At 50.1% G+C, this 18,013-nt stretch carries 23 protein-coding genes; 22 read left to right on the forward strand and 1 reads right to left on the reverse strand.

The window, feature by feature from the left end:
* Nucleotides 1–12 precede the first annotated feature (12 nt).
* The 13 genes from C1712_RS10200 to C1712_RS10260 all read left to right on the forward strand — a co-directional run bounded on the left by C1712_RS10200 (nt 13) and on the right by C1712_RS10260 (nt 10,665).
* The gene (locus tag C1712_RS10200; RefSeq protein WP_102268965.1) at nt 13–915 is read left to right on the forward strand and encodes a hypothetical protein; all 903 of its coding nucleotides are present in this window, start codon (nt 13–15) and stop codon (nt 913–915) included.
* A 29-nt stretch (nt 916–944) separates the two neighbouring features.
* Entirely contained in the window at nt 945–2,975 is a 2,031-nt protein-coding gene (locus C1712_RS10205; RefSeq protein WP_102268967.1) for an LPD1 domain-containing protein, read from the forward strand.
* A gap of 6 nt (nt 2,976–2,981) precedes the next feature.
* Entirely contained in the window at nt 2,982–3,809 is an 828-nt protein-coding gene (locus C1712_RS10210) for a hypothetical protein (RefSeq protein WP_245858131.1), read from the forward strand.
* Nucleotides 3,806–4,225 carry a DUF3846 domain-containing protein gene (locus C1712_RS10215; RefSeq protein WP_102268971.1) on the forward strand — a complete coding sequence of 140 codons (420 nt, stop codon included), beginning with the start codon at nt 3,806–3,808 and terminating at the stop codon, nt 4,223–4,225. The genes C1712_RS10210 and C1712_RS10215 overlap by 4 nt, the downstream gene beginning before the upstream one ends.
* A gap of 17 nt (nt 4,226–4,242) precedes the next feature.
* The gene (locus C1712_RS10220) at nt 4,243–5,043 is read left to right on the forward strand and encodes a hypothetical protein (protein ID WP_102268973.1); all 801 of its coding nucleotides are present in this window, start codon (nt 4,243–4,245) and stop codon (nt 5,041–5,043) included.
* Nucleotides 5,044–5,080: 37 nt separating this feature from the next.
* Entirely contained in the window at nt 5,081–5,494 is a 414-nt protein-coding gene (locus tag C1712_RS10225) for a hypothetical protein (RefSeq protein ID WP_102268975.1), read from the forward strand.
* Nucleotides 5,495–5,528: 34 nt separating this feature from the next.
* On the forward strand, nt 5,529–5,999 hold the full coding sequence (locus C1712_RS10230; protein ID WP_102268977.1) for a PcfB family protein: 471 nt from the start codon (nt 5,529–5,531) through the stop codon (nt 5,997–5,999).
* 2 nt (nt 6,000–6,001) lie between these two features.
* Nucleotides 6,002–7,840, forward strand: a complete 1,839-nt coding sequence (locus C1712_RS10235; protein ID WP_425436026.1) for a VirD4-like conjugal transfer protein, CD1115 family — start codon at nt 6,002–6,004, stop codon at nt 7,838–7,840.
* A 234-nt stretch (nt 7,841–8,074) separates the two neighbouring features.
* Nucleotides 8,075–8,233, forward strand: a complete 159-nt coding sequence (locus C1712_RS10240; protein ID WP_102268981.1) for a Maff2 family mobile element protein — start codon at nt 8,075–8,077, stop codon at nt 8,231–8,233.
* A gap of 67 nt (nt 8,234–8,300) precedes the next feature.
* Nucleotides 8,301–8,594: a helix-turn-helix domain-containing protein gene (locus tag C1712_RS10245; protein ID WP_281254635.1), complete on the forward strand. Its 294-nt coding sequence runs from the start codon at nt 8,301–8,303 to the stop codon at nt 8,592–8,594.
* A gap of 28 nt (nt 8,595–8,622) precedes the next feature.
* Entirely contained in the window at nt 8,623–9,264 is a 642-nt protein-coding gene (locus C1712_RS10250) for a Vat family streptogramin A O-acetyltransferase (protein ID WP_102268985.1), read from the forward strand.
* Nucleotides 9,265–9,300: 36 nt separating this feature from the next.
* A complete protein-coding gene (locus C1712_RS10255; protein WP_102268987.1) occupies nt 9,301–10,200 on the forward strand; it encodes a GrpB family protein in 900 nt (299 codons plus the stop codon).
* A gap of 12 nt (nt 10,201–10,212) precedes the next feature.
* Nucleotides 10,213–10,665 (forward strand): GNAT family N-acetyltransferase, encoded by a 453-nt coding sequence (locus tag C1712_RS10260; RefSeq protein WP_102268989.1) that lies wholly within the window; start codon nt 10,213–10,215, stop codon nt 10,663–10,665.
* 68 nt (nt 10,666–10,733) lie between these two features.
* Here the strand turns inward: C1712_RS10260 and C1712_RS10265 are convergent, their stop codons facing one another.
* Nucleotides 10,734–11,555 (reverse strand): helix-turn-helix domain-containing protein, encoded by an 822-nt coding sequence (locus C1712_RS10265; protein WP_102268991.1) that lies wholly within the window; start codon nt 11,553–11,555, stop codon nt 10,734–10,736.
* Between the two features lie 532 nt (nt 11,556–12,087).
* Between C1712_RS10265 and C1712_RS10275 the strand changes: the two genes are divergently transcribed.
* The 9 genes from C1712_RS10275 to C1712_RS10325 all read left to right on the forward strand — a co-directional run bounded on the left by C1712_RS10275 (nt 12,088) and on the right by C1712_RS10325 (nt 18,011).
* On the forward strand, nt 12,088–12,273 hold the full coding sequence (locus tag C1712_RS10275) for a hypothetical protein (RefSeq protein WP_044930770.1): 186 nt from the start codon (nt 12,088–12,090) through the stop codon (nt 12,271–12,273).
* On the forward strand, nt 12,274–12,615 hold the full coding sequence (locus C1712_RS10280) for a DeoR family transcriptional regulator (protein WP_102268993.1): 342 nt from the start codon (nt 12,274–12,276) through the stop codon (nt 12,613–12,615).
* Nucleotides 12,608–12,907, forward strand: coding sequence for a DUF3847 domain-containing protein (locus tag C1712_RS10285; RefSeq protein WP_180963126.1), 300 nt, complete (start codon nt 12,608–12,610; stop codon nt 12,905–12,907). Before C1712_RS10280 ends, C1712_RS10285 begins: the two co-directional genes overlap by 8 nt.
* Before the next feature lie 314 nt (nt 12,908–13,221).
* Entirely contained in the window at nt 13,222–13,419 is a 198-nt protein-coding gene (locus tag C1712_RS10295) for a helix-turn-helix transcriptional regulator (protein ID WP_102268999.1), read from the forward strand.
* A 2-nt stretch (nt 13,420–13,421) separates the two neighbouring features.
* On the forward strand, nt 13,422–13,838 hold the full coding sequence (locus C1712_RS10300; protein ID WP_102269001.1) for a hypothetical protein: 417 nt from the start codon (nt 13,422–13,424) through the stop codon (nt 13,836–13,838).
* Between the two features lie 139 nt (nt 13,839–13,977).
* Nucleotides 13,978–15,567 (forward strand): MobQ family relaxase, encoded by a 1,590-nt coding sequence (gene mobQ, locus C1712_RS13170; RefSeq protein ID WP_102269003.1) that lies wholly within the window; start codon nt 13,978–13,980, stop codon nt 15,565–15,567.
* A 63-nt stretch (nt 15,568–15,630) separates the two neighbouring features.
* Nucleotides 15,631–16,266, forward strand: a complete 636-nt coding sequence (locus tag C1712_RS10310) for a CHC2 zinc finger domain-containing protein (protein WP_102269005.1) — start codon at nt 15,631–15,633, stop codon at nt 16,264–16,266.
* Complete coding sequence (locus tag C1712_RS10315) at nt 16,178–17,572, forward strand: virulence-associated E family protein (RefSeq protein ID WP_425436012.1); 1,395 nt, start codon at nt 16,178–16,180, stop codon at nt 17,570–17,572. Before C1712_RS10310 ends, C1712_RS10315 begins: the two co-directional genes overlap by 89 nt.
* A 241-nt stretch (nt 17,573–17,813) precedes the next feature.
* A complete protein-coding gene (locus C1712_RS10325; RefSeq protein ID WP_015536493.1) occupies nt 17,814–18,011 on the forward strand; it encodes a hypothetical protein in 198 nt (65 codons plus the stop codon).
* Nucleotides 18,012–18,013: the final 2 nt, after the last annotated feature.

Below are 18,013 nucleotides of genomic sequence, written 5' to 3' on the forward strand. Positions count from 1 at the left end.
GGAGGATTTTGATTGAAACAGGAACCGCTGCCTCAGATTTATTTGCTCCGTGATACGGACCTTACGATATTTGCCTATGAACTCCATATTTTCGCGGGTGATTTTCTCCGGGAGAGTGAATTTAATATGCACTCCCTGGTTACGAATACCGGGCCGGATTCGATTGCTATTATGGGACACCGGCACATGTGGCTGTCCGATGCGCTGCACGCGTACTGTTCCACAGCGGACCTCTACCAGATGATCTTTACGACGGAATATCTTGGCGCAAGGGCTTTTCTGTTCCATACGGATCATAAAGCGGACGGCCATCTGTACGGCGACATGCTGATGATGGACTTAGATACGCTGCGCCAGGATGTGAAAGGCAGCACACTTTCCCCCTATGGCGTCAATATCGAACATCAAAACGGCGCGTCTGAAACGGTCAGCTTTGAAAAATGGCACTCGATGGAACTTTACGAAAAAGACGCTTTGAAAAGCTGGGGATTCTGCTACAGACCGGAGCAGGTTACAGAATGGCAGCATTACTATACCGGCAGATTCGGCCAGTGGAAAGAGCAGGCATTTTCCTATATGCCCCAGGATTTGGAGGAACGCCTGAATGTAGAATACATGACCGATGCGCAGAACCCCGATATGGATATGTACCGTATTCCTCTGGCAGCGGCAAAACAGATGCTTCTCTATGACGAAGCGCCGGTTTACCGTCTCCTTCCTTCCGGGCCGGAAAAGATAGCGCCTATTGCGGCAGTCACTACGGGGCTGTGGTATGAGCATTACAGGGAATTTGCCATTGCTCCGGAGGACTTAGGCGCTCTGGACCGATTGATTCATAGAGAAACGGATCGGATTATTGGAAAGCCCACTGCCCTTCATAAGCCGGAGAAAGACCGTTCCAGTCAGGAGCGGTAAATTTTTGTACAGATTGGAGGTGATACCGATTGCCAGAAAACATACAGCATGAAGATTTTGGTGAGAAAATCGGCGGCGCAAAAAAGGACCTTTGGAAAGACCGGGGACTTTATGTGGATGACCTTAGCGGCATGAATGAACGGGAGGCGGAAAAATTCGTCAAGAAGGATAATGTCTGGAAAAAGCCGGACTATCAGGCCATGCTTGACGAGGGCGTCCCTCTGGGTGTTGTCTATTTCATCAAAAAAGTGCGGGACGGATTAAATGCTTCCCCGCAGTATTACCGCAGGGACGACACGCCGGAGAAACGTCTTGCAAGGCAGAAAGAATATATCCAGACAGTACGGGAATTGCAGAGCGTGGTCTCGGAAGTCCGCACCGTGGAGGATGCCATGAAAGTTTATGACCGTTTCTTTTTGGAGAACGGGTATTTGGAACAAGTACAGGGCTGGGGCAGCGGCATCCATTATAGAGCAACGGAAAAAGGCCGGGAGAATCCGGTCATTACAAATAAACTGTCCAATACCCTGATGGTTCGCTCGGCGGAATATTTTGAGCGGAATTTTACGCAGAAAGCCAGAAAGGAACAGTTTGGCGTCTCCAAAGACCAGAAGGTGCCAAAGGGATATGCGATCCATTTCAATGACGGGAAAAACACTTATTCCAAAAATAATGACTGGAAGGCCGGCACCTATTATGTGACGAAGGGTTATTCCATTTTGCAGATGAACTTTGAATCCCGTGAGGCTGCTCTGAAATGGGTGCAGGATTTTGCCAGACAGCGGAGCAAAGGCGGAAAGGTCCGGTTTACCCCTCCGCAGCTTGAACATGTGAGACGGACCGGGCCGGATTACCGGAACGGCCAGGAAATTACAGGACAGCATTACCTTGAAACCTTCGGCTTCCGCGGCGGTGAGTTTGGAAACTGGATGAATCAGAATGACAGGCAGGCTTCCCTCAATATGGGATTTGAAGCGCTCAAAGATTTGGCGTCAGCTTTACAGATCAGCGATAAGGATATTGCCTATCAGGGAACGCTTGCTATCGCTTTCGGCGCCAGGGGCAGCGGCAACGCCGCGGCTCATTATGAACCCCTCCGTAAAGTCATCAATCTCACGAAGATGCACGGTGCCGGTTCCCTGGCCCATGAATGGTGGCATGGGTTTGACGATTACCTGGGGGCGCGAATGGGCGCAAAGGGATTTCTTTCGGAGCAGCCCCGCCTCTATCCCCTGTTTCAAAAGCTCATTGATACCATGAAATATAAGCCGGAAACGCCGGAGCAGGCGGCAAAGCGTACCGAGGCACAGAGCGAGCGGACCCGGAAAAACGCGGCAAGCTGGCTGGATTCTGCGGTACTTGGTTCCCTGAAACGGTATGGGAATGAAGAACAAATGGAGACCTATGCAGTTCTGCGCGAGGCGTTCCTGTCAGGTAAAACCGGCTCTGTGGAGCGGATCAGCGCCTTTAAGAAGGCTGTTACCGGGCGCGTGATCCCGAAAAGTGAGCGGGAAAGGCTGGAACTGTTTGAGCGGATGCTTTATGGAGTACAGGAACAGGAAACACCGCAGATTGGGCGCACAGAAACCGATTACTACCGTAATTCCGTGCGGATGGGAAAAGAATGTGAAAAAGACGGCGGTTATTGGGACAGCAATGTGGAGATGACGGCCAGAGCTTTTGCCTGCTACATAAAAGATAAGCTGCCCTATCAGTCGGACTATCTGGCAGGTCATGCGGATTGTGCCGTTACTCTTGTAGCTGGGAAAGACGGGAAAATGGAGGTTTTGAAAGCCTATCCCGAAGGAGCGGAACGGCAGGCGATCAATGCGGTGTTTGATGAAATTATGGCGGAGCTAAAACAGGAACAGATACTTACCCATTGGGAGACAACGCTTCCGCTTCCGGCGCAGGCCGCGCCGCTGGCTGAAAATGAGCAGATTTCCATATTTACGATGGAGCGTCCTTCGGTTATGGCGCAGCTTGCAGCGGCAAAACCGGCAGAAAAAACAACGCCGGCACAGACGGTTCCGAAAAAGAGCCGTGCGCCGGAGATTTAGGAGGTGTTGAAAAGATTGGAAGAAAATAAAGACTTCCGTGCTTACCGGTACGGCGACCATTTAGAGCCAGGGTATGAATTGAAGATTGAACACAGTATTTCTTGTGAAGATGTGGATATTTCCCCCTTTATTATGATGGGAAAAGAAAGTTTAGAGGCTATGCGTCAGGGTAGTATTGACGGGGAGCAGAAAGCCTATGAAATTGTGGTGGCAGCGGCGAAACAGTGGGAACAGCAGGCAGCTTCCACACAGATGATAGACCGGGCGCTGGAATATCTTCGCACGCCGGAGGTGGAGCATACGGGGAATGTATGGGAGAAAAGCGACGGCTGTAGGGACAGTGAGCAGATCAGCAACCGCGTGTATAAAATGTCTTGCAGCATTAAGGAAAATACCAAACATGGTCGTGAGACCGATCAGCGTATTCCGGTTGCCTGGCATGTTACATGGGATTTGTATGTGAACTCCCCAAAACAGGGATATGGCGAGAAGATTGCCGGACAAAACCAGAAACGCTACACCGATAAGGCTGCGGCCCTAAAGTATCTGGATGGACGCAAGAAAGCCTACGCCCATTTATTTACGGAAATCTCCCCGCAGATACCAAAACAGTATGAGCGTCATTTTACTGTGCATGGGGCGCTCCTGCCGGGATATACCGTGGAGGGCCAGGAACCGGTAAAGACAGACCGTACCGCCGCCGAAGTTTCGGAGGGCGGTATTTCTATGCTGGAAAAGCCTTCTGTGTTGGGGAAACTGGCAGCGGCAAAATCCCAGGAGAAAGCCCCCGCTGCGCCTGGGACAGCGAAAAAGAAGGAGGATATGCAGATTTGAAAGTTTTAATGGTGGAACCGGGCAGATCGCCCTACGAAACGGAAATTGAGGGCGGGCTGGCCTCATTGCAGGAGGCTGTCGGCGGAGATATTCAGGCAATCTATCCCTATGAGGATATGGTTGCGCTGATCTGCAATGAGGAAGGCAAATATACAGGGCTGCCTTTGAACCGGGCGCTCTATGATGAGGAAGGCCGTATGTATGACATTGTTGCCGGCAATTTTTTGATTGTCGGTCTGAGCGAGGAAGATTTTACTGACCTTCCTGCTGATCTGATGGAAAAATTCAGCGAGCAGTTCAAGTACCCGGAAAAATTTGCCCGGATTGCCGGCGAGATCATCGCGGTTAAGCAGCCGGCTACAAATGAGCGGCAGGAGAAAGCCCCTAAGCCTCCCCACTCCGGACCGGAACTGTAGGAATGGAGGGATGACCTATGCTGATGGCAGTACAAGGTCCGTATGCCCTGATGGTGCAGCCGGACGATATTTTAATCAGTCCCCGCGAGGTGGACGAGAATTTTGGAACGATGGTCTGCTTTCATCCCCGTTATGCGCTGGGTGACAGCCACAATTACATGGACAAAGACGATTTCCTGCGGGAAATGTACTTGAATACCGTTGGGAATGACGAGCGCGGCATGAAACGGTATGAAAATATGGTAAACATGGTGTGGAGTCGGAAAATGACCGGTCCAAATCCGGATGAACGTGCCGTTGACAATACTCTGCTGAATGTGATCTCAAAGAAGTACATCATGCTGCCGCTGTATTTGCTGGACCACAGCGGGCTTGCCATGAAAACAACCAGTTTTCACGACCCCTGGGACAGCGGGCAGGTTGGATGGATTTATGTTTCCAAAGAGGATGCCCTGAAGGAGTTTGGCGGCGAAAAAATGACCGGCGCCATCCGAAAAAAGGCGGAGGACCTTATGCGGGGCGAGGTGGCGGCTTATGATTCCTACCTCCGCGGTGAGTGCTATGGATTTGAGCTGTATAAAAACGGTGAGCTGGAGGATAGCTGCTGGGGATTCATGGGAAGTCTTGATGATGCGCGCAAGGATATGGCTGAATATCTCCCGGATAGTTGCAAGGACATGGTAGAACACCTGGAAGAACACAATCAGCCGGCTACGATTATCAAGACGCTCCTGAAACACGCAAAAATTCAGGTGGATCAGGCAGCGAAAGCCTTCGAGCACGCGCCCCGCCAGCGAATGATTGAGAACGCCAGATGAAAATAACAGATTTTATTTTATCAGGGAGGATGTGGCAATGGAGATTATTCCTGCCCCTTATGACAGGTGCATTTATGTAGGCTCCGGTCATTCCGGCGAAAGCAAATGTCCCGGCAGCGGTACGCCGCATTACGGCCAGGTCCGTATCCGTTTTGAAACCCGGCGTGACGGTGCTTTGCTTTTAACTGGGAAGATATGCCCCGTCTGCGGTGCAGTCTTTCTTCCATATAAAAAATACGCAAAGCATTGGTTCCGATTCGGCGATTATACTTTTATCCGTTCTTTGGACGGTAAAGTACCTTCGGAGGAAAGGATCAGGCACAGGGAGTTCAAGCCTGACCCGGATTATATCCCTCCGCAAATTGATTATCACGAAATCTACAAAACGCCCGCCTATATCAAAAATGGTCTCAGACGGCCATTTCAGGGCGGCTCCATGAGTCCGAGATAAGCGAGAGCAAATAACGTAGGAAAGGAGGATGCTCATGCAGGAAGATATTGAACAAAGAACCGTTTCTGTCACTGTCCAGGCGTCAAAGCTGACCGGGCGGGTTTTGAAAGCGGCCATTGCAGCCGTGCTTCAAAAAATGGAACAGGAACGCAATACCCCAAAAGTAGGCCGCAACAGTATGAAGCGGCTGACGGCCAGGGACCCCGGCGCGAATACCATAGAAGTGACCGGGCGGATTCGCTCTTTCGAGCGGTACGCAAGGAAACATCAGGTTCGCTATCACATTGAGAAAGAAGCTGGAACGGACCCGCCTAAGTGGACGGTTTATTTCAAGGCAAACCAGGCGGATGCTCTGACAGCGGCCTTTAAGGAATATACGAGGAAAGACCTTGCCCGCGCGCAGAGACCTTCTCTGCTGTCTCAGCTCCATAAATTCAAAGAGCTGGCGCAGGCGCTTGGCCGTGACCGTGTGAAGAACAAAGAACATGTAGGGCCGGAGCGTTGAAAATAGATACCGATACCCTGAAAAAGCAGGTGATCCTTCACTTGCCCTATCTTCTGTTTCTTTTGGTATTTGCTAAGCTGGGCGAAGCGGTACGGCTTGCCCCCGGAGCGGACGCCTCCCAAAAGCTGCTGGGTCTTTCCGAAGGCTTTACCCTTGCATTTCAGAGCATGTGGCCCGGCGCCGGAATCGACTGGCTGGTTGGTCTGTGTTGCTCGGCTGTCGTGCGGCTGGCAGTCTATCTTAAAGGGAAGGATGCGAAAAAGTACCGTAAAAATGTGGAATACGGTTCTGCCAGGTGGGGCAACAAAGCGGATATTGCCCCGTTTATGGACCCAAAGCCGGAAAACAACATTATCCTGACGCAGACCGAGGGACTTATGATGTCCGGCAGACCGAAGAATCCGGCTCACGCCCGGAATAAAAATGTGCTGGTGGTGGGCGGCTCCGGTTCCGGCAAAACGAGATTTTTCATAAAACCCAACCTCATGCAGATGCACAGCTCCTATGTTGTCACCGATCCGAAGGGAACGGTCTTAATCGAGGTGGGAAAGCTGTTAAGCCGAGGGACCCCTAAACTGGATAAGGACGGAAAACCCGTCCGGGGCAAGAATGGAAAAATCGTGTATGAGCCTTATAAGATCAAGGTGTTCAACACAATCAATTTCTCAAAAAGTATGCACTACAACCCTTTTGCGTACATTCACAATGAGAAAGATATTCTGAAACTGGTAACGGTGCTGATTGCGAATACCAAAGGAGAAGGAAAATCTGGAGATGATTTTTGGGTCAAAGCCGAGACTTTGCTGTACACAGCATTGATCGGCTACATTTATTATGAGGCCCCCACAAATGAGCAGAATTTCTCCACTCTGGTAGAAATGATAAACGCGATGGAAGTCCGGGAGGATGACGAGAGTTTCAAAAACGCGGTTGACCTGCTCTTTGACGCACTGGAACAGAAAGACCCCGACCACTTTGCAGTCCGGCAATATAAGAAATATAAGCTGGCGGCGGGCAAAACAGCGAAAAGCATTTTGATTTCCTGCGGCGCCAGGCTTGCCCCCTTTGACATTAAAGAGGTACGGGAAATTACCATGTATGACGAGCTGGAGCTTGACCTGGTTGGAGACAGGAAAACGGCGCTGTTCTTTATCATCAGCGATACGGACGCAACCTTTAATTTCCTTGTCAGCATGGCCTATACACAGTTGTTCAATCTGTTGTGTGAGCGGGCCGATGACAAATACGGCGGCAGGCTGCCGGTCCATGTGCGGTGCCTGATCGATGAGGCTGCCAATATCGGCCAGATTCCCAATCTGGAAAAACTGATGGCAACCATCCGTTCAAGGGAAATATCGGCCTGTCTGGTTTTGCAGGCGCAGAGTCAGCTTAAAGCTCTGTACAAAGATAACATGGACACAATCATTGGCAACTGTGACGCCAGCCTGTTCCTCGGCGGAAAGGAAGAAACCACGCTGAAAAGCTGGAACTCACTGCTGGGAAAAGAAACCATTGATATGTACAATACCAGTGTCACGAAGGGAACCCAGGAATCCCACGGACAGAACTACCAAAAGCTGGGTAAGGATTTGATGTCCGTGGACGAGCTGGCCGTGATGGACGGCGGGAAATGTCTCCTGCAGATCAGGGGCGTCCGTCCGTTCCTCTCCCGCAAGTACGATATTACCAAGCACCCGAATTATAAATATCTGTCGGATTATAACCCTAAGAATGCCTTTGACATTGAAAAGTTTCTGTCAACAAGGCTTCCTGTCCGTCCCGGCGAGCTGTACCGCAATTATGAAATTACCGCCGAGGATTTGGCAGCGCAAACCGCATAATCCTATTCCTGCCTGGTCTTAGCGGCCTGACAGGTTTTGTTTTCCCGATGGAAGGAGGTTTTGATTGAGGATACGCGCGCCTCCCCTGTAACTGAATATTCCCGCAGGTGTTACCCCTGCCCTTATGCCGCCGTCATGCTTTTTGCAGATTTTTTAGCATGGCGGCGGCTTTTTTCGTTTCCGGCCAGTCTCGGCCACAACAATAAATTCTATGATATAAGGAGGATTAACTTTATGGCATTTTTCGCAAGTGCGATTGATACTTTGAAAATTCTGGTAATTGCCCTGGGCGCCGGCCTGGGTGCATGGGGCGTCATCAATCTGCTGGAGGGCTACGGAAATGACAATCCCGGCGCCAAATCCCAGGGCATGAAGCAGCTTATGGCTAATTAGATGTGATAAAAGTGGAGAAAGGAAAAGCACAATCCAGACGGAACCGGCGGCCCGGTCAAGAGATATTGTGGAAACACAAGATTTCTGCTATAATGGGTGCAGAACACTTGACGATGGAAAGAGAGGCGGGACGCCTATGCACATTAGCTATCAGCCATTATGGAACACCTTGAAAGAGCGTGGCATGAGAAAGGAGGACTTGCGGCTTGCCGCCGGTCTGACAACCAACATGATTGCCAACATGGGCAAGGGCGAGCATATCAGCATGAAAACACTTCTGCGTATCTGTGAAACCCTGCATTGTGGCATTTCGGATGTGATTGAATTGGAAGTAGATGGGGCTAATCAGAGTAAAGAATAAAACAAAGATCAATGAGGAGGTTATATATATGCAATACGGGCCAGACCCAAATGCGGTTTATCCGAATGAGGCAATTAAGAGTGTCTGCTTTATCAAAAATATAATTACCCGCCCTAATATTATAGTGGGTGAATATTCTTACTATGATGATATGGATGGTGCGGAGAAATTCGAGGATCATGTAACGCATCATTATGAGTTCATCGGGGATAAATTGATTATAGGTAAATTTTGTGCTATTGCTAAGGGAATAGAGTTTGTAATGAACGGTGCAAATCATCGGATGTGCAGCGTTACGACTTATCCTTTTAATATTATGGGCGGTGGCTGGGAACAGTTTACTCCGGCTTTAGAGGACTTGCCGCTAAAGGGTGACACTGTTGTTGGAAATGATGTTTGGATTGGGCAGAATGTTACTGTAATGCCGGGTGTGAATATCGGAGATGGTGCAATTATAGCCGCAAATTCTGTCGTAACAAAAGACATTCCCGCCTATTGTGTCGCTGGTGGAAATCCTTGCAAAATAATAAAAAAACGCTTTGACGATGAACTCATCTCGTACTTGCAAGAGATAAAATGGTGGGACTGGTCACCAGAAAAAATATTCGCAAATCTTGAGGCGTTATGTAGCGGAGATTTGGAACAGATACGCAACATAATTGAGGTGTAATTTTGTTGGAATTGATGTTTTAGAGGTGGGAAATAAATGAGTCAACACATAACAGTAATAGAGTATAGTCCATTATGGAAAAATAAGTATAAAGAAGAATCTTTGCTGATTAGAAATATTCTTGCAGATAATTGCATAGCAATTTACCACATTGGAAGTACCTCTGTGGAAGGTTTAGCCGCAAAGCCAATTATTGATATCATGGCAGTTGTCAGAAGTCTTGAGATAGTAGATACTGTTGCAGAAAAGTTTTCGGATATAGGCTATGAATATCTTGGAGAATTTGGTATAGAAGGTCGGCGTTATCTTCGCAAAGGTGGCGATGAGCGAACTCATCAAATTCATATTTTTCAAGCCGATGACTGGAATAATATCGGGCGTCATCTTGCTTTTCGTGACTATATGCGTACCCATGAAAAGGAACGAGAGGAATATGCAAAAATAAAAATAGAACTTGCAAAAAAATATCCGTATGATATTGATGGATATTGTGATGGGAAAGAAAATTTTGTGCGAGAAATGGAGGAAATTGCTATTTCCCAATTTGACGGAACATGGGATAAAATGTATATAGCCGCAAGAAAAGTACAATATGAAAGAAAGCTCTCTCCATTGATCGAAGCAGGAACCGTTTCTGCCGCACTTCTCACGGAAAAAGGAAATATCTATGTAGGTGTTTGCATTGACACGGCTTGTTCATTGGGAATGTGTGCGGAAAGAAACGCCATCGCCAACATGATTACAAACGGCGAGTGTACGATCCAGCGTGTTATAGCGATTGGACAAAACGGAAACGCTATCCCACCTTGTGGTGCATGTCGGGAGTTTATGACACAACTTGCCCTGGAGAAGTATCACTCTATCCAAATTATGCTGGATTATGAAAATAAAAAAGTTGTTGCATTAGGAGACATTACCTCTAATTGGTGGATATAAAGAAGCACGGATATGAATGAATATAGTTATGTCACATTAAGACAAGTACCAGAATTAAAAGAACCCGCCGCTGCATGGTTTCATGCCAAATGGGGCGTACCGCAAGAAGCCTATCTTGAATGTATGGAAGCCTATTTGAAAAATAAAACGGAATACGGCTGGTATTTTTGCTTAGACGGCAGGCGTATTATAGGCGGTCTGGGCGTAATAGATAATGATTTTCACGATAGAAAAGACCTTTCGCCAAATGTATGTGCATTATATACGGAAGAGGATTATCGCTGTCAAGGAATTGCAGGGCAGTTACTTGATACGGTTGTGAAAGATATGAAATCCAAAGGAATTACTCCTATTTATTTGATTACAGACCATACAAGTTTTTATGAAAGATATGGCTGGGAATTTTTATGTATGGTTCAGGGGGATGATGAGCCGGACATGACAAGAATGTACATTCACAGATAATTATTATAGAAATTAAAGTTAAAAAGGCTCTGCCGTTGTAGGAACACCAGTTCCCACAACGGCAATTTTTATTTCCACGGCCTGCGCCGGAAGTTGATCCCGGAATTTTTAATCAGCGGCGATCTTTTGAACAGCCTTTTCAGGGTCGTCCTTTCCTCGTCTGTGAGCCGCTTGTATTTTAGCTGGAACGCCTTGCAGAAGATTTCCAGAAATTCCTGCACCCTATCCCCAGTGGATTGCATGGCCTTTCGGACTTCTCTTATCAGTTCATCGGCGGGCGTGGTATCCGGCGCACTCTCCATGTCGTTCTCATGGGCTTTGCGTATATCGTGAAGGATAGCGTCCCATGTTTTGTGTGTCACATGGCAGAAAAAATCTTCTTCCTCTATCTGACCGGCTTCCAGAATTTTCAAGGAACGGTCTGCGGCAGCTTCAGGATGTTCTTCCAGTATCATTGCCCGGACAGCGGCCAGCGCACTGTTGATGTCATGGAACCGCATGGTGGCCATTCCGTCCACATAGATTTCTGCGTCAGCCATCAGCTCCGCAAATTTTTCGTGGGACATCATCTCGCAGAGCAGCCGGGTATTGATCCGTCCGCTTTTCAGAAGCGCCACGGCTTTATCGGTCAAATGCAATTCAGACAGCGGGGTGTTGATCTGCTCCCGGTTTTCTGTCCGGCAGAACAGATAGTCAATGGACACCTCATAAAAGTCTGCCAGCGTGATAAGATTGCCGTGATTGATTTCCTTATTTCGGTTTTCTTCATTTTCATAGCTGGCTAAAGCAGATTTTGAAATGCCGGTCTTTTCCGCCAGTTCTTCCAGCTTCAAGCCCTTTTCCACCCGTAAATCTTTCAAGCGTTCCTGCAAAGAAACATGGTCTTTCATCGGCTTGCCACTCCCTTCCCATGTGGGTTTCGAGCATATATAACCATTATACCATACCGTTCCGAAATCGTGGAAATTTTCGATTTTGGGGCGGTATTCCTACTTTCTGGACATACGGGAAAGGGTTCAAAAATGAGCTATGATGTAGTCAGTTCATCGATGGATTATTCCAATCGAATGACCGGCCTGATGGGATATGCTCCCCGGCGATGTAGCGCAACGACCTGCGGCAAGGAGTTGGAGGAACCTTAACCGCAGCGAGCGTACCAACGGGAACGAAACGCTGCTGTGAGATTCAGGGGCAGGAACGACATCAGGGAAACCCGGCAGAACTGACACCAAAACGCTACCCAAACATGACAAAATGGCGGGGCGTATTCTGCCCTGTCCGTGATACTATGGGGCTTTTTAGGGCGGCTCTATGGCCGTATTTTCCTTGAAAATCGCCCCGAAACATGACACCAGAAACCGCTATCCGCCCATCTCTACCGTTACGGCTGAAATGGGCAGATTTTCTATGATAGGAGGCACCATGCCGAGAATGAGCAAGAAACGGAAGTTGGAGCTGTCCTTCTTCCTCAATGACCGGGGGCGTGTGGCCTACAACGACCTGTGCCGGAAGTGTCAGCATGAGTGTAAACAGAGCTTCCGGGCTGTCGTGATCGACTGCCCCCATTACCTGTCCAAACGAGCCAAGCGAAAGGAGAAAACCGACTAAATGGATTTTGAATATATGACCGCAGACACCGTTCTGCCACCCTGTATGCCACTTCCCACCGCCATGCTGCGGCTGCCGGTCAGCAGCACCGCAAAGGTCATGTATGCCCGCCTGCTGGACGCCACCCTTGCGGGAGGTGCGGAGGATACCAACGGGATACTGTTTGTCCGTTTCCCCATTGTGGAGCTGGCAGCGGCCTTGTCCCGCAGCTCCGTGACCGTCAAGCGTTCCCTGAAAGAATTGGAGGACGCCGGACTGATCCTGCGGGTGCGCCGGGGCGTGGGAGAACCGAACCGCATTTACACGCTGCTTCCCAAAAAGGAGGATGACCGTGATGAATGAAAAGCTGGAAAAGCTCAACCAGCAGATTGCCCAAGGCGAAGCCAAACTGCGGCGGGCGCAGCACGAAGAAAAGATACTGGCACACCAGATAAAGCAGCTTACCCGGAAGGAACGGACGCACCGGCTCTGCACCAGAGGGGCTATGCTGGAAAGTTTCCTGATAAGACCGGAAGTGCTGACGGACGATGATGTGATGGACATTCTGAAACAGGCATTTTCCCAAACTGGTATGAAGGAAGCTGTTGCGGAAAGCGTGAAAGGTCGGGTAGCTGGGAAACCTCTTACGGAGTAAGGGCGCAACTATACACCGGTCGAGCCGGTGCGTTGCGCCCTGCCGGGGGCTTCCTGCGGAAAGCGGATAATTGCCAGCACACTTGCGGCTGCTTCCAATCATCACAGGGGACGCTGCGCTTCCCCTGCGCTAGCTGCCGCCAGCTACCCCTTTATGGACTTGCCGTCCGGGAACACCTTGCACTACAAGCTGTTCCTGTCCGACAAGTTCTATAATTTTATGACGGGCAAAATGGAAAGTATGCTTGACATTTCAAACAGCTGTGCTATACTAAGAACACGGAAAGCAGACTTTCCATTAGGAAGGAGGCTCGCATGAAAAATCGACTGGAAGAACTCCGCAAACAACGAGGAATCAAGCAAGAAGAATTGGCAAATGTCTTGGAAGTATCACGACAAACAATTGGCTCTTTAGAAAATGGACGCTACAATCCGTCTATTCAGTTGGCGTTCAAAATTGCTCGATACTTCAATATGACGATTGAGGAGATTTTTATTTACGAGGAGGATTGATTATGAAAAAAGGGTTATTGATTTTAATGGTAGTTGCTGGAATGATTATTTTGCTGGGAGGATTGCTAACATACGGTTTGGGAATAAATGAGATCGTTCCTGTGCCGCGTCCTGACTTGATCGTAGTAGGCACATCCCTCATTGGAATTTCACTAATTGTATCTGGTGCGTGCGATTTGCTTGGCAAGAAAACCAAGGAAATGCAAATAGAAGAAAATGATGAGAGAAATATAGCACTCGGCAATGCCGCTATGGCAAGTGGCTTCAAAGTAATGAATGTCACGATTTCTGTTTCCCTCTTTGCTTTGATTTTTACTGGATATATGACAGTAGTTCCTTGTTTCACTATTATTGGAGCCTTTGCGATTGGTCAACTGGCCTTTATTGTGCGACTCTGGCATTTGCACAAAACCATGTAAACATATTTTGAAATATCCGCCGCCCATCAGCGGTACCATCGAGCAGGAAATCAGAAACGGTTTCCTGCTTTTCTTATGCTCAAAATGAGGTGGCAAAGCACCACCCCATCCAATCAGTCATAGAAAGGAGGAAGCCGTTATGCCCTGTCCCCACCATGATATAAAAATTGTCCAGCGCAGCAACCGCCAGTCAGCCGTAGCCGCCGCAGCTTACCAGAGCGGCGAACGGCTGTTTTCCGAGTACGACCAGAAGCAGAAATACTATTCCGAGAAACGAGGGATCGTCCACACAGAAATCATGCTGCCGCCCCACGCCCCGCCGGAGTACGCAGACCGCAACACATTGTGGAACGCCGCCGAAGCCATAGAAAAACAATGGAACTCCCAGCTTGCCCGGAGGATCGTGCTTGCCATACCGAGGGAAATTCCCCCGGAAAAACACGCCGACCTGATTCGGGATTATTGCCGGGAGTTTTTCGTTTCCAAAGGCATGATTGCCGATTTTGCCATTCACGATAAGGGGGACGGGAATCCCCACGCCCACATCCTGCTGACCATGCGGGCAATGGACGAAATCGGGAAATGGCTTCCCAAGAGCCGGAAGGTTTATGACCTTGACGAGAACGGCGAGCGTATCCGGCTCCCGTCCGGAAACTGGAAAAGCCACAAGGAGGACACCGTAGACTGGAACGACCAGAAGTATGGCGAGATATGGCGGCAGGGCTGGGCGGCTGTCGCTAACCGCTATCTGGAAGCCAATGACCGCCCGGAGCGCCTTGACCTTCGTTCCTATGAACGGCAGGGGCTTGATAAAATCCCCACCGTCCACATGGGGCCAGCGGTCAGCCAGATGGAGAAACGAGGGATACAGACCAACATCGGCAACCTGAACCGGGATATTACCGCCGCCAACCGGCTCATGCAGTCCATCCGTCAGATGGTGCGCCACCTGAAAGGCTGGATTGCAGACCTGAAGGAGAAAAAGGCCGCCCTGCTGGAAGCCTTGCAGGAAGCGAAGGAACCCACCCTGCCGGAACTGCTGGGCAAATATCTGGATTTGCGTCGGGAGGAACGCACTGGCTGGACAAGCAAAGGCCAGCTCAAAGGCACTGTGAACGACTTCAACAAGGTTATGGACGCTATCCGCTATCTGCGGGAAAAGGAGCTGTCCACCGTGGAGAGTTTGGATGCCTATCTGGATACCGTCAGCGGGCAGGCCGTTTCCATCCGGGCGGAGATGAAGCCGAAGGAAAAGCGCATGAAGGAGATCGACACCCTGCTTTCCCATATCGCCAACTTTGAAGCCCATAAGCCGGTTCATGCGGAATATGCCGCCATCCGGTTTAAGAAGCCAAAGGAACAGTTTGCCGCCGCCCATCGGGACGAGCTGGACGCCTACAATGCCGCTGTCCGCTATTTCAAGGTGCATTTGGAGGGAACCAAGTATAGCACCAAAAAGCTGAACGAGGAACGGACGCAGCTTGCCGGAGAGGTGGCCGAGTACGGGGAACGCCTGTCAGCGGTGCAGGAGGATGTGAAAATTCTCCGGGATGTGCGCCACTGGCTTAATCAGGTGCTTCCGTCCGAGCAGTACCGCCAGACTGCCGAGCCGGGCAAGAAACCGTCTATCCAGCAGGCAGTCAAAGGCCGGGCGCAGCGTATCCGGGAGGAACAGGCCGAGAAACGCCAGCAGCCCCGCACAGAGAAAAAACAGGATATGGAACTTTAACAGGCGCTTGCCATTTTCTTTTTGAGAATGACAGGCGCTTTTCTTATTTTCAGGAGGATTTAGTTGAATGTATTTGAAGCTGTCAAGCAGTCTGTTACCACCCGGCAGGCTGCCGAGCATTTCGGAATCCGGGTGGGACGGAACGGGATGTGCGTCTGTCCCTTCCATGCCGACAATAACCCAAGTATGAAGGTTGACCGGCGCTTTCACTGTTTCGGCTGTCAGGCCGACGGGGATGTAATCGACTTTGTTTCCCGTCTGGAAGCTGTCAGCCCCAAGGAAGCTGCCCTTATGCTGGCGCAGGCGTTTTCCATCCCCTATGAGGACAAGGAGCCGCCCCGCCACAGGAAGCCCCGGCAGGAACCCCCGGAACAGCGGTTCCGCCGTATGGAACGGTACTGCTTCCGGGTGCTATGCGACTATCGAAACCTGCTGCGCCGCTGGAAACGGGACTATGCCCCCAACACACCAGACGAGGATTTCCACCCTTTGTTTGTGGAAGCCCTGCAAAAGCAGGACTATGTGGACTATCTGCTGGATGTGCTTCTCTCCCCTGACATGGAGGAACGGGCAGCCTTTATCATCGACTGTGGAAAGGAAGTGAGCAATCTTGAAAGACGAATGGCAGAGCTTGCCGCCGGAGATACGGCAGGCCGCAGAACAGACCATGCAAGAAGCACCGCCGCCCCGGAGCGTTGAGGAAGTCAAAGCCATGCTGGAAAGCACCGAGAAAGGGGGCGTCCGCAACAGTATCCGAAACTGCCTGACCGTCTTTCAGAATGATCCGCTGCTTTCCGGGGCAATCGCCAAAAACCTCTTGACCGAGCGCACCGACATCATCAAGCCCATCGGCTACCACCGTACCGGCACCGCCATCACGGACACGGATATGAATTATCTGCTTCTGTATCTGGAAGAAACTTATGGGCTGACCAGCGAAAAGAAGATTGCCGCAGCCATCGGGATCGTTGCCAACGAAAACGGCTATCACCCCATCCGTGACTACCTGAACGGCCTTTCATGGGACGGAACCGAGCGTATCCGTACCTGCCTGCACCACTTTTTAGGAGCCGACAGCGACCAGTACACCTATGAAGCCCTGCGGCTGTTCCTGCTGGGAGCCATCCACCGGGCATTTCATCCCGGCTGCAAATTTGAAGTCATGCTTTGTCTGGTGGGCGGTCAGGGAGCCGGGAAATCCACCTTTTTCCGGCTGCTGGCCGTGAAAGACGAGTGGTTTTCCGATGACCTTCGCAAGCTGGACGATGACAATGTGTACCGCAAGCTGCAAGGCCACTGGATCATTGAGATGTCGGAGATGATCGCCACCGCAAACGCCAAGAGCATTGAGGAAATCAAGTCTTTTTTGAGCCGACAGAAGGAGGTCTATAAAATCCCATACGAAACCCACCCGGAGGACAGGCTGCGGCAATGCGTGTTCGGCGGCACTTCCAATGCCCTGGACTTTCTGCCCCTTGACCGTTCCGGCAACCGGCGCTTTCTGCCGGTCATGGTGTACCCGGAACAGGCGGAAGTTCACATTTTGGACGATGAAGCCGCTTCCAGAGCCTACATGGAGCAGCTATGGGCGGAAGCCATGACCATTTACCGCAGCGGGGATTTTAAGCTGTCTTTCAGCCCCGAAATGGTGCGCTATCTCAAAGAACACCAGCGGGATTTCATGCCGGAGGACACCAAGGCTGGGATGATCCAAGCCTACCTTGACCGCTATACCGGCAGTATGGTGTGTTCCAAACAGCTTTTCCGGGAAGCCCTGAACCACCCCTTTGACGAGCCGAAACAATGGGAAATCCGGGAGGTCAACGACATTATGAACCATTGTGTCACAGGCTGGCACTACTTTTCCAATCCCCGGATGTTCCCGGAATACGGCAGGCAGAAGGGCTGGGAGAGTGAAACCCCGGCAACGGACACCAGCAACGGAGCCGAAAAAATCCCGGAGGGATTTGTGGAGGTCACAGAACAGATGGAGCTTCCTTTCTGAAAATCCTACCCCGTTGCCGACTTTGTTGCACGCCTGTTGCCGGGCTGGTTGCCGGGGAAAGCCCCGTAACTGCAGGCTTTTCCCCCTATCAGCAACCAAAGCAACAGAAAAATAAAAGAAAATATAAATTGTAACCAAACCGCCAGACAGAGAAGGTTTTGAGGTTTTTTGAAGCCCGTTGCCGGACTTCGTTGCCGACCTTCTCCTTGTCTGGCTATTCTATTATGGAGGATAACTGCCTATGGCAAAAACGAAAACAGAGATTCATGTTACCACAGTTTTTGACGGCGAGCTGGACGCAGCGGATGTCTTTGTGAGCCTGATTGCCCAAAAATATGGGCAGAATACCGGTAAGGAAAATCTTGCGAAAACGCAAGATTTAGGATATAATAAAGACGAGGTTCAGAAGAACCGTGTTCCGTCTGGATTGTGCGGGTAAAC

It is taken from the genome of Massilicoli timonensis (assembly GCF_900199515.1).
Classification (GTDB): Bacteria; Bacillota_I; Bacilli_A; order Erysipelotrichales; family Erysipelotrichaceae; genus Massilicoli; species Massilicoli timonensis.

Coding starts and splice junctions, on each gene's coding strand:
- C1712_RS10325 (WP_015536493.1), top strand. CDS start 17,814: ATGGCAAAAACGAAAACAGAGATTCATGTTACCACAGTTTTTGACGGC.
- mobQ (WP_102269003.1), top strand. CDS start 13,978: ATGCCCTGTCCCCACCATGATATAAAAATTGTCCAGCGCAGCAACCGC.
- C1712_RS10225 (WP_102268975.1), top strand. CDS start 5,081: ATGGAGATTATTCCTGCCCCTTATGACAGGTGCATTTATGTAGGCTCC.
- C1712_RS10275 (WP_044930770.1), top strand. CDS start 12,088: ATGCCGAGAATGAGCAAGAAACGGAAGTTGGAGCTGTCCTTCTTCCTC.
- C1712_RS10265 (WP_102268991.1), bottom strand. CDS start 11,555: ATGAAAGACCATGTTTCTTTGCAGGAACGCTTGAAAGATTTACGGGTG.
- C1712_RS10260 (WP_102268989.1), top strand. CDS start 10,213: ATGAATGAATATAGTTATGTCACATTAAGACAAGTACCAGAATTAAAA.
- C1712_RS10255 (WP_102268987.1), top strand. CDS start 9,301: ATGAGTCAACACATAACAGTAATAGAGTATAGTCCATTATGGAAAAAT.
- C1712_RS10300 (WP_102269001.1), top strand. CDS start 13,422: ATGAAAAAAGGGTTATTGATTTTAATGGTAGTTGCTGGAATGATTATT.
- C1712_RS10295 (WP_102268999.1), top strand. CDS start 13,222: ATGAAAAATCGACTGGAAGAACTCCGCAAACAACGAGGAATCAAGCAA.
- C1712_RS10240 (WP_102268981.1), top strand. CDS start 8,075: ATGGCATTTTTCGCAAGTGCGATTGATACTTTGAAAATTCTGGTAATT.
- C1712_RS10250 (WP_102268985.1), top strand. CDS start 8,623: ATGCAATACGGGCCAGACCCAAATGCGGTTTATCCGAATGAGGCAATT.
- C1712_RS10230 (WP_102268977.1), top strand. CDS start 5,529: ATGCAGGAAGATATTGAACAAAGAACCGTTTCTGTCACTGTCCAGGCG.
- C1712_RS10220 (WP_102268973.1), top strand. CDS start 4,243: ATGCTGATGGCAGTACAAGGTCCGTATGCCCTGATGGTGCAGCCGGAC.
- C1712_RS10285 (WP_180963126.1), top strand. CDS start 12,608: ATGAATGAAAAGCTGGAAAAGCTCAACCAGCAGATTGCCCAAGGCGAA.
- C1712_RS10280 (WP_102268993.1), top strand. CDS start 12,274: ATGGATTTTGAATATATGACCGCAGACACCGTTCTGCCACCCTGTATG.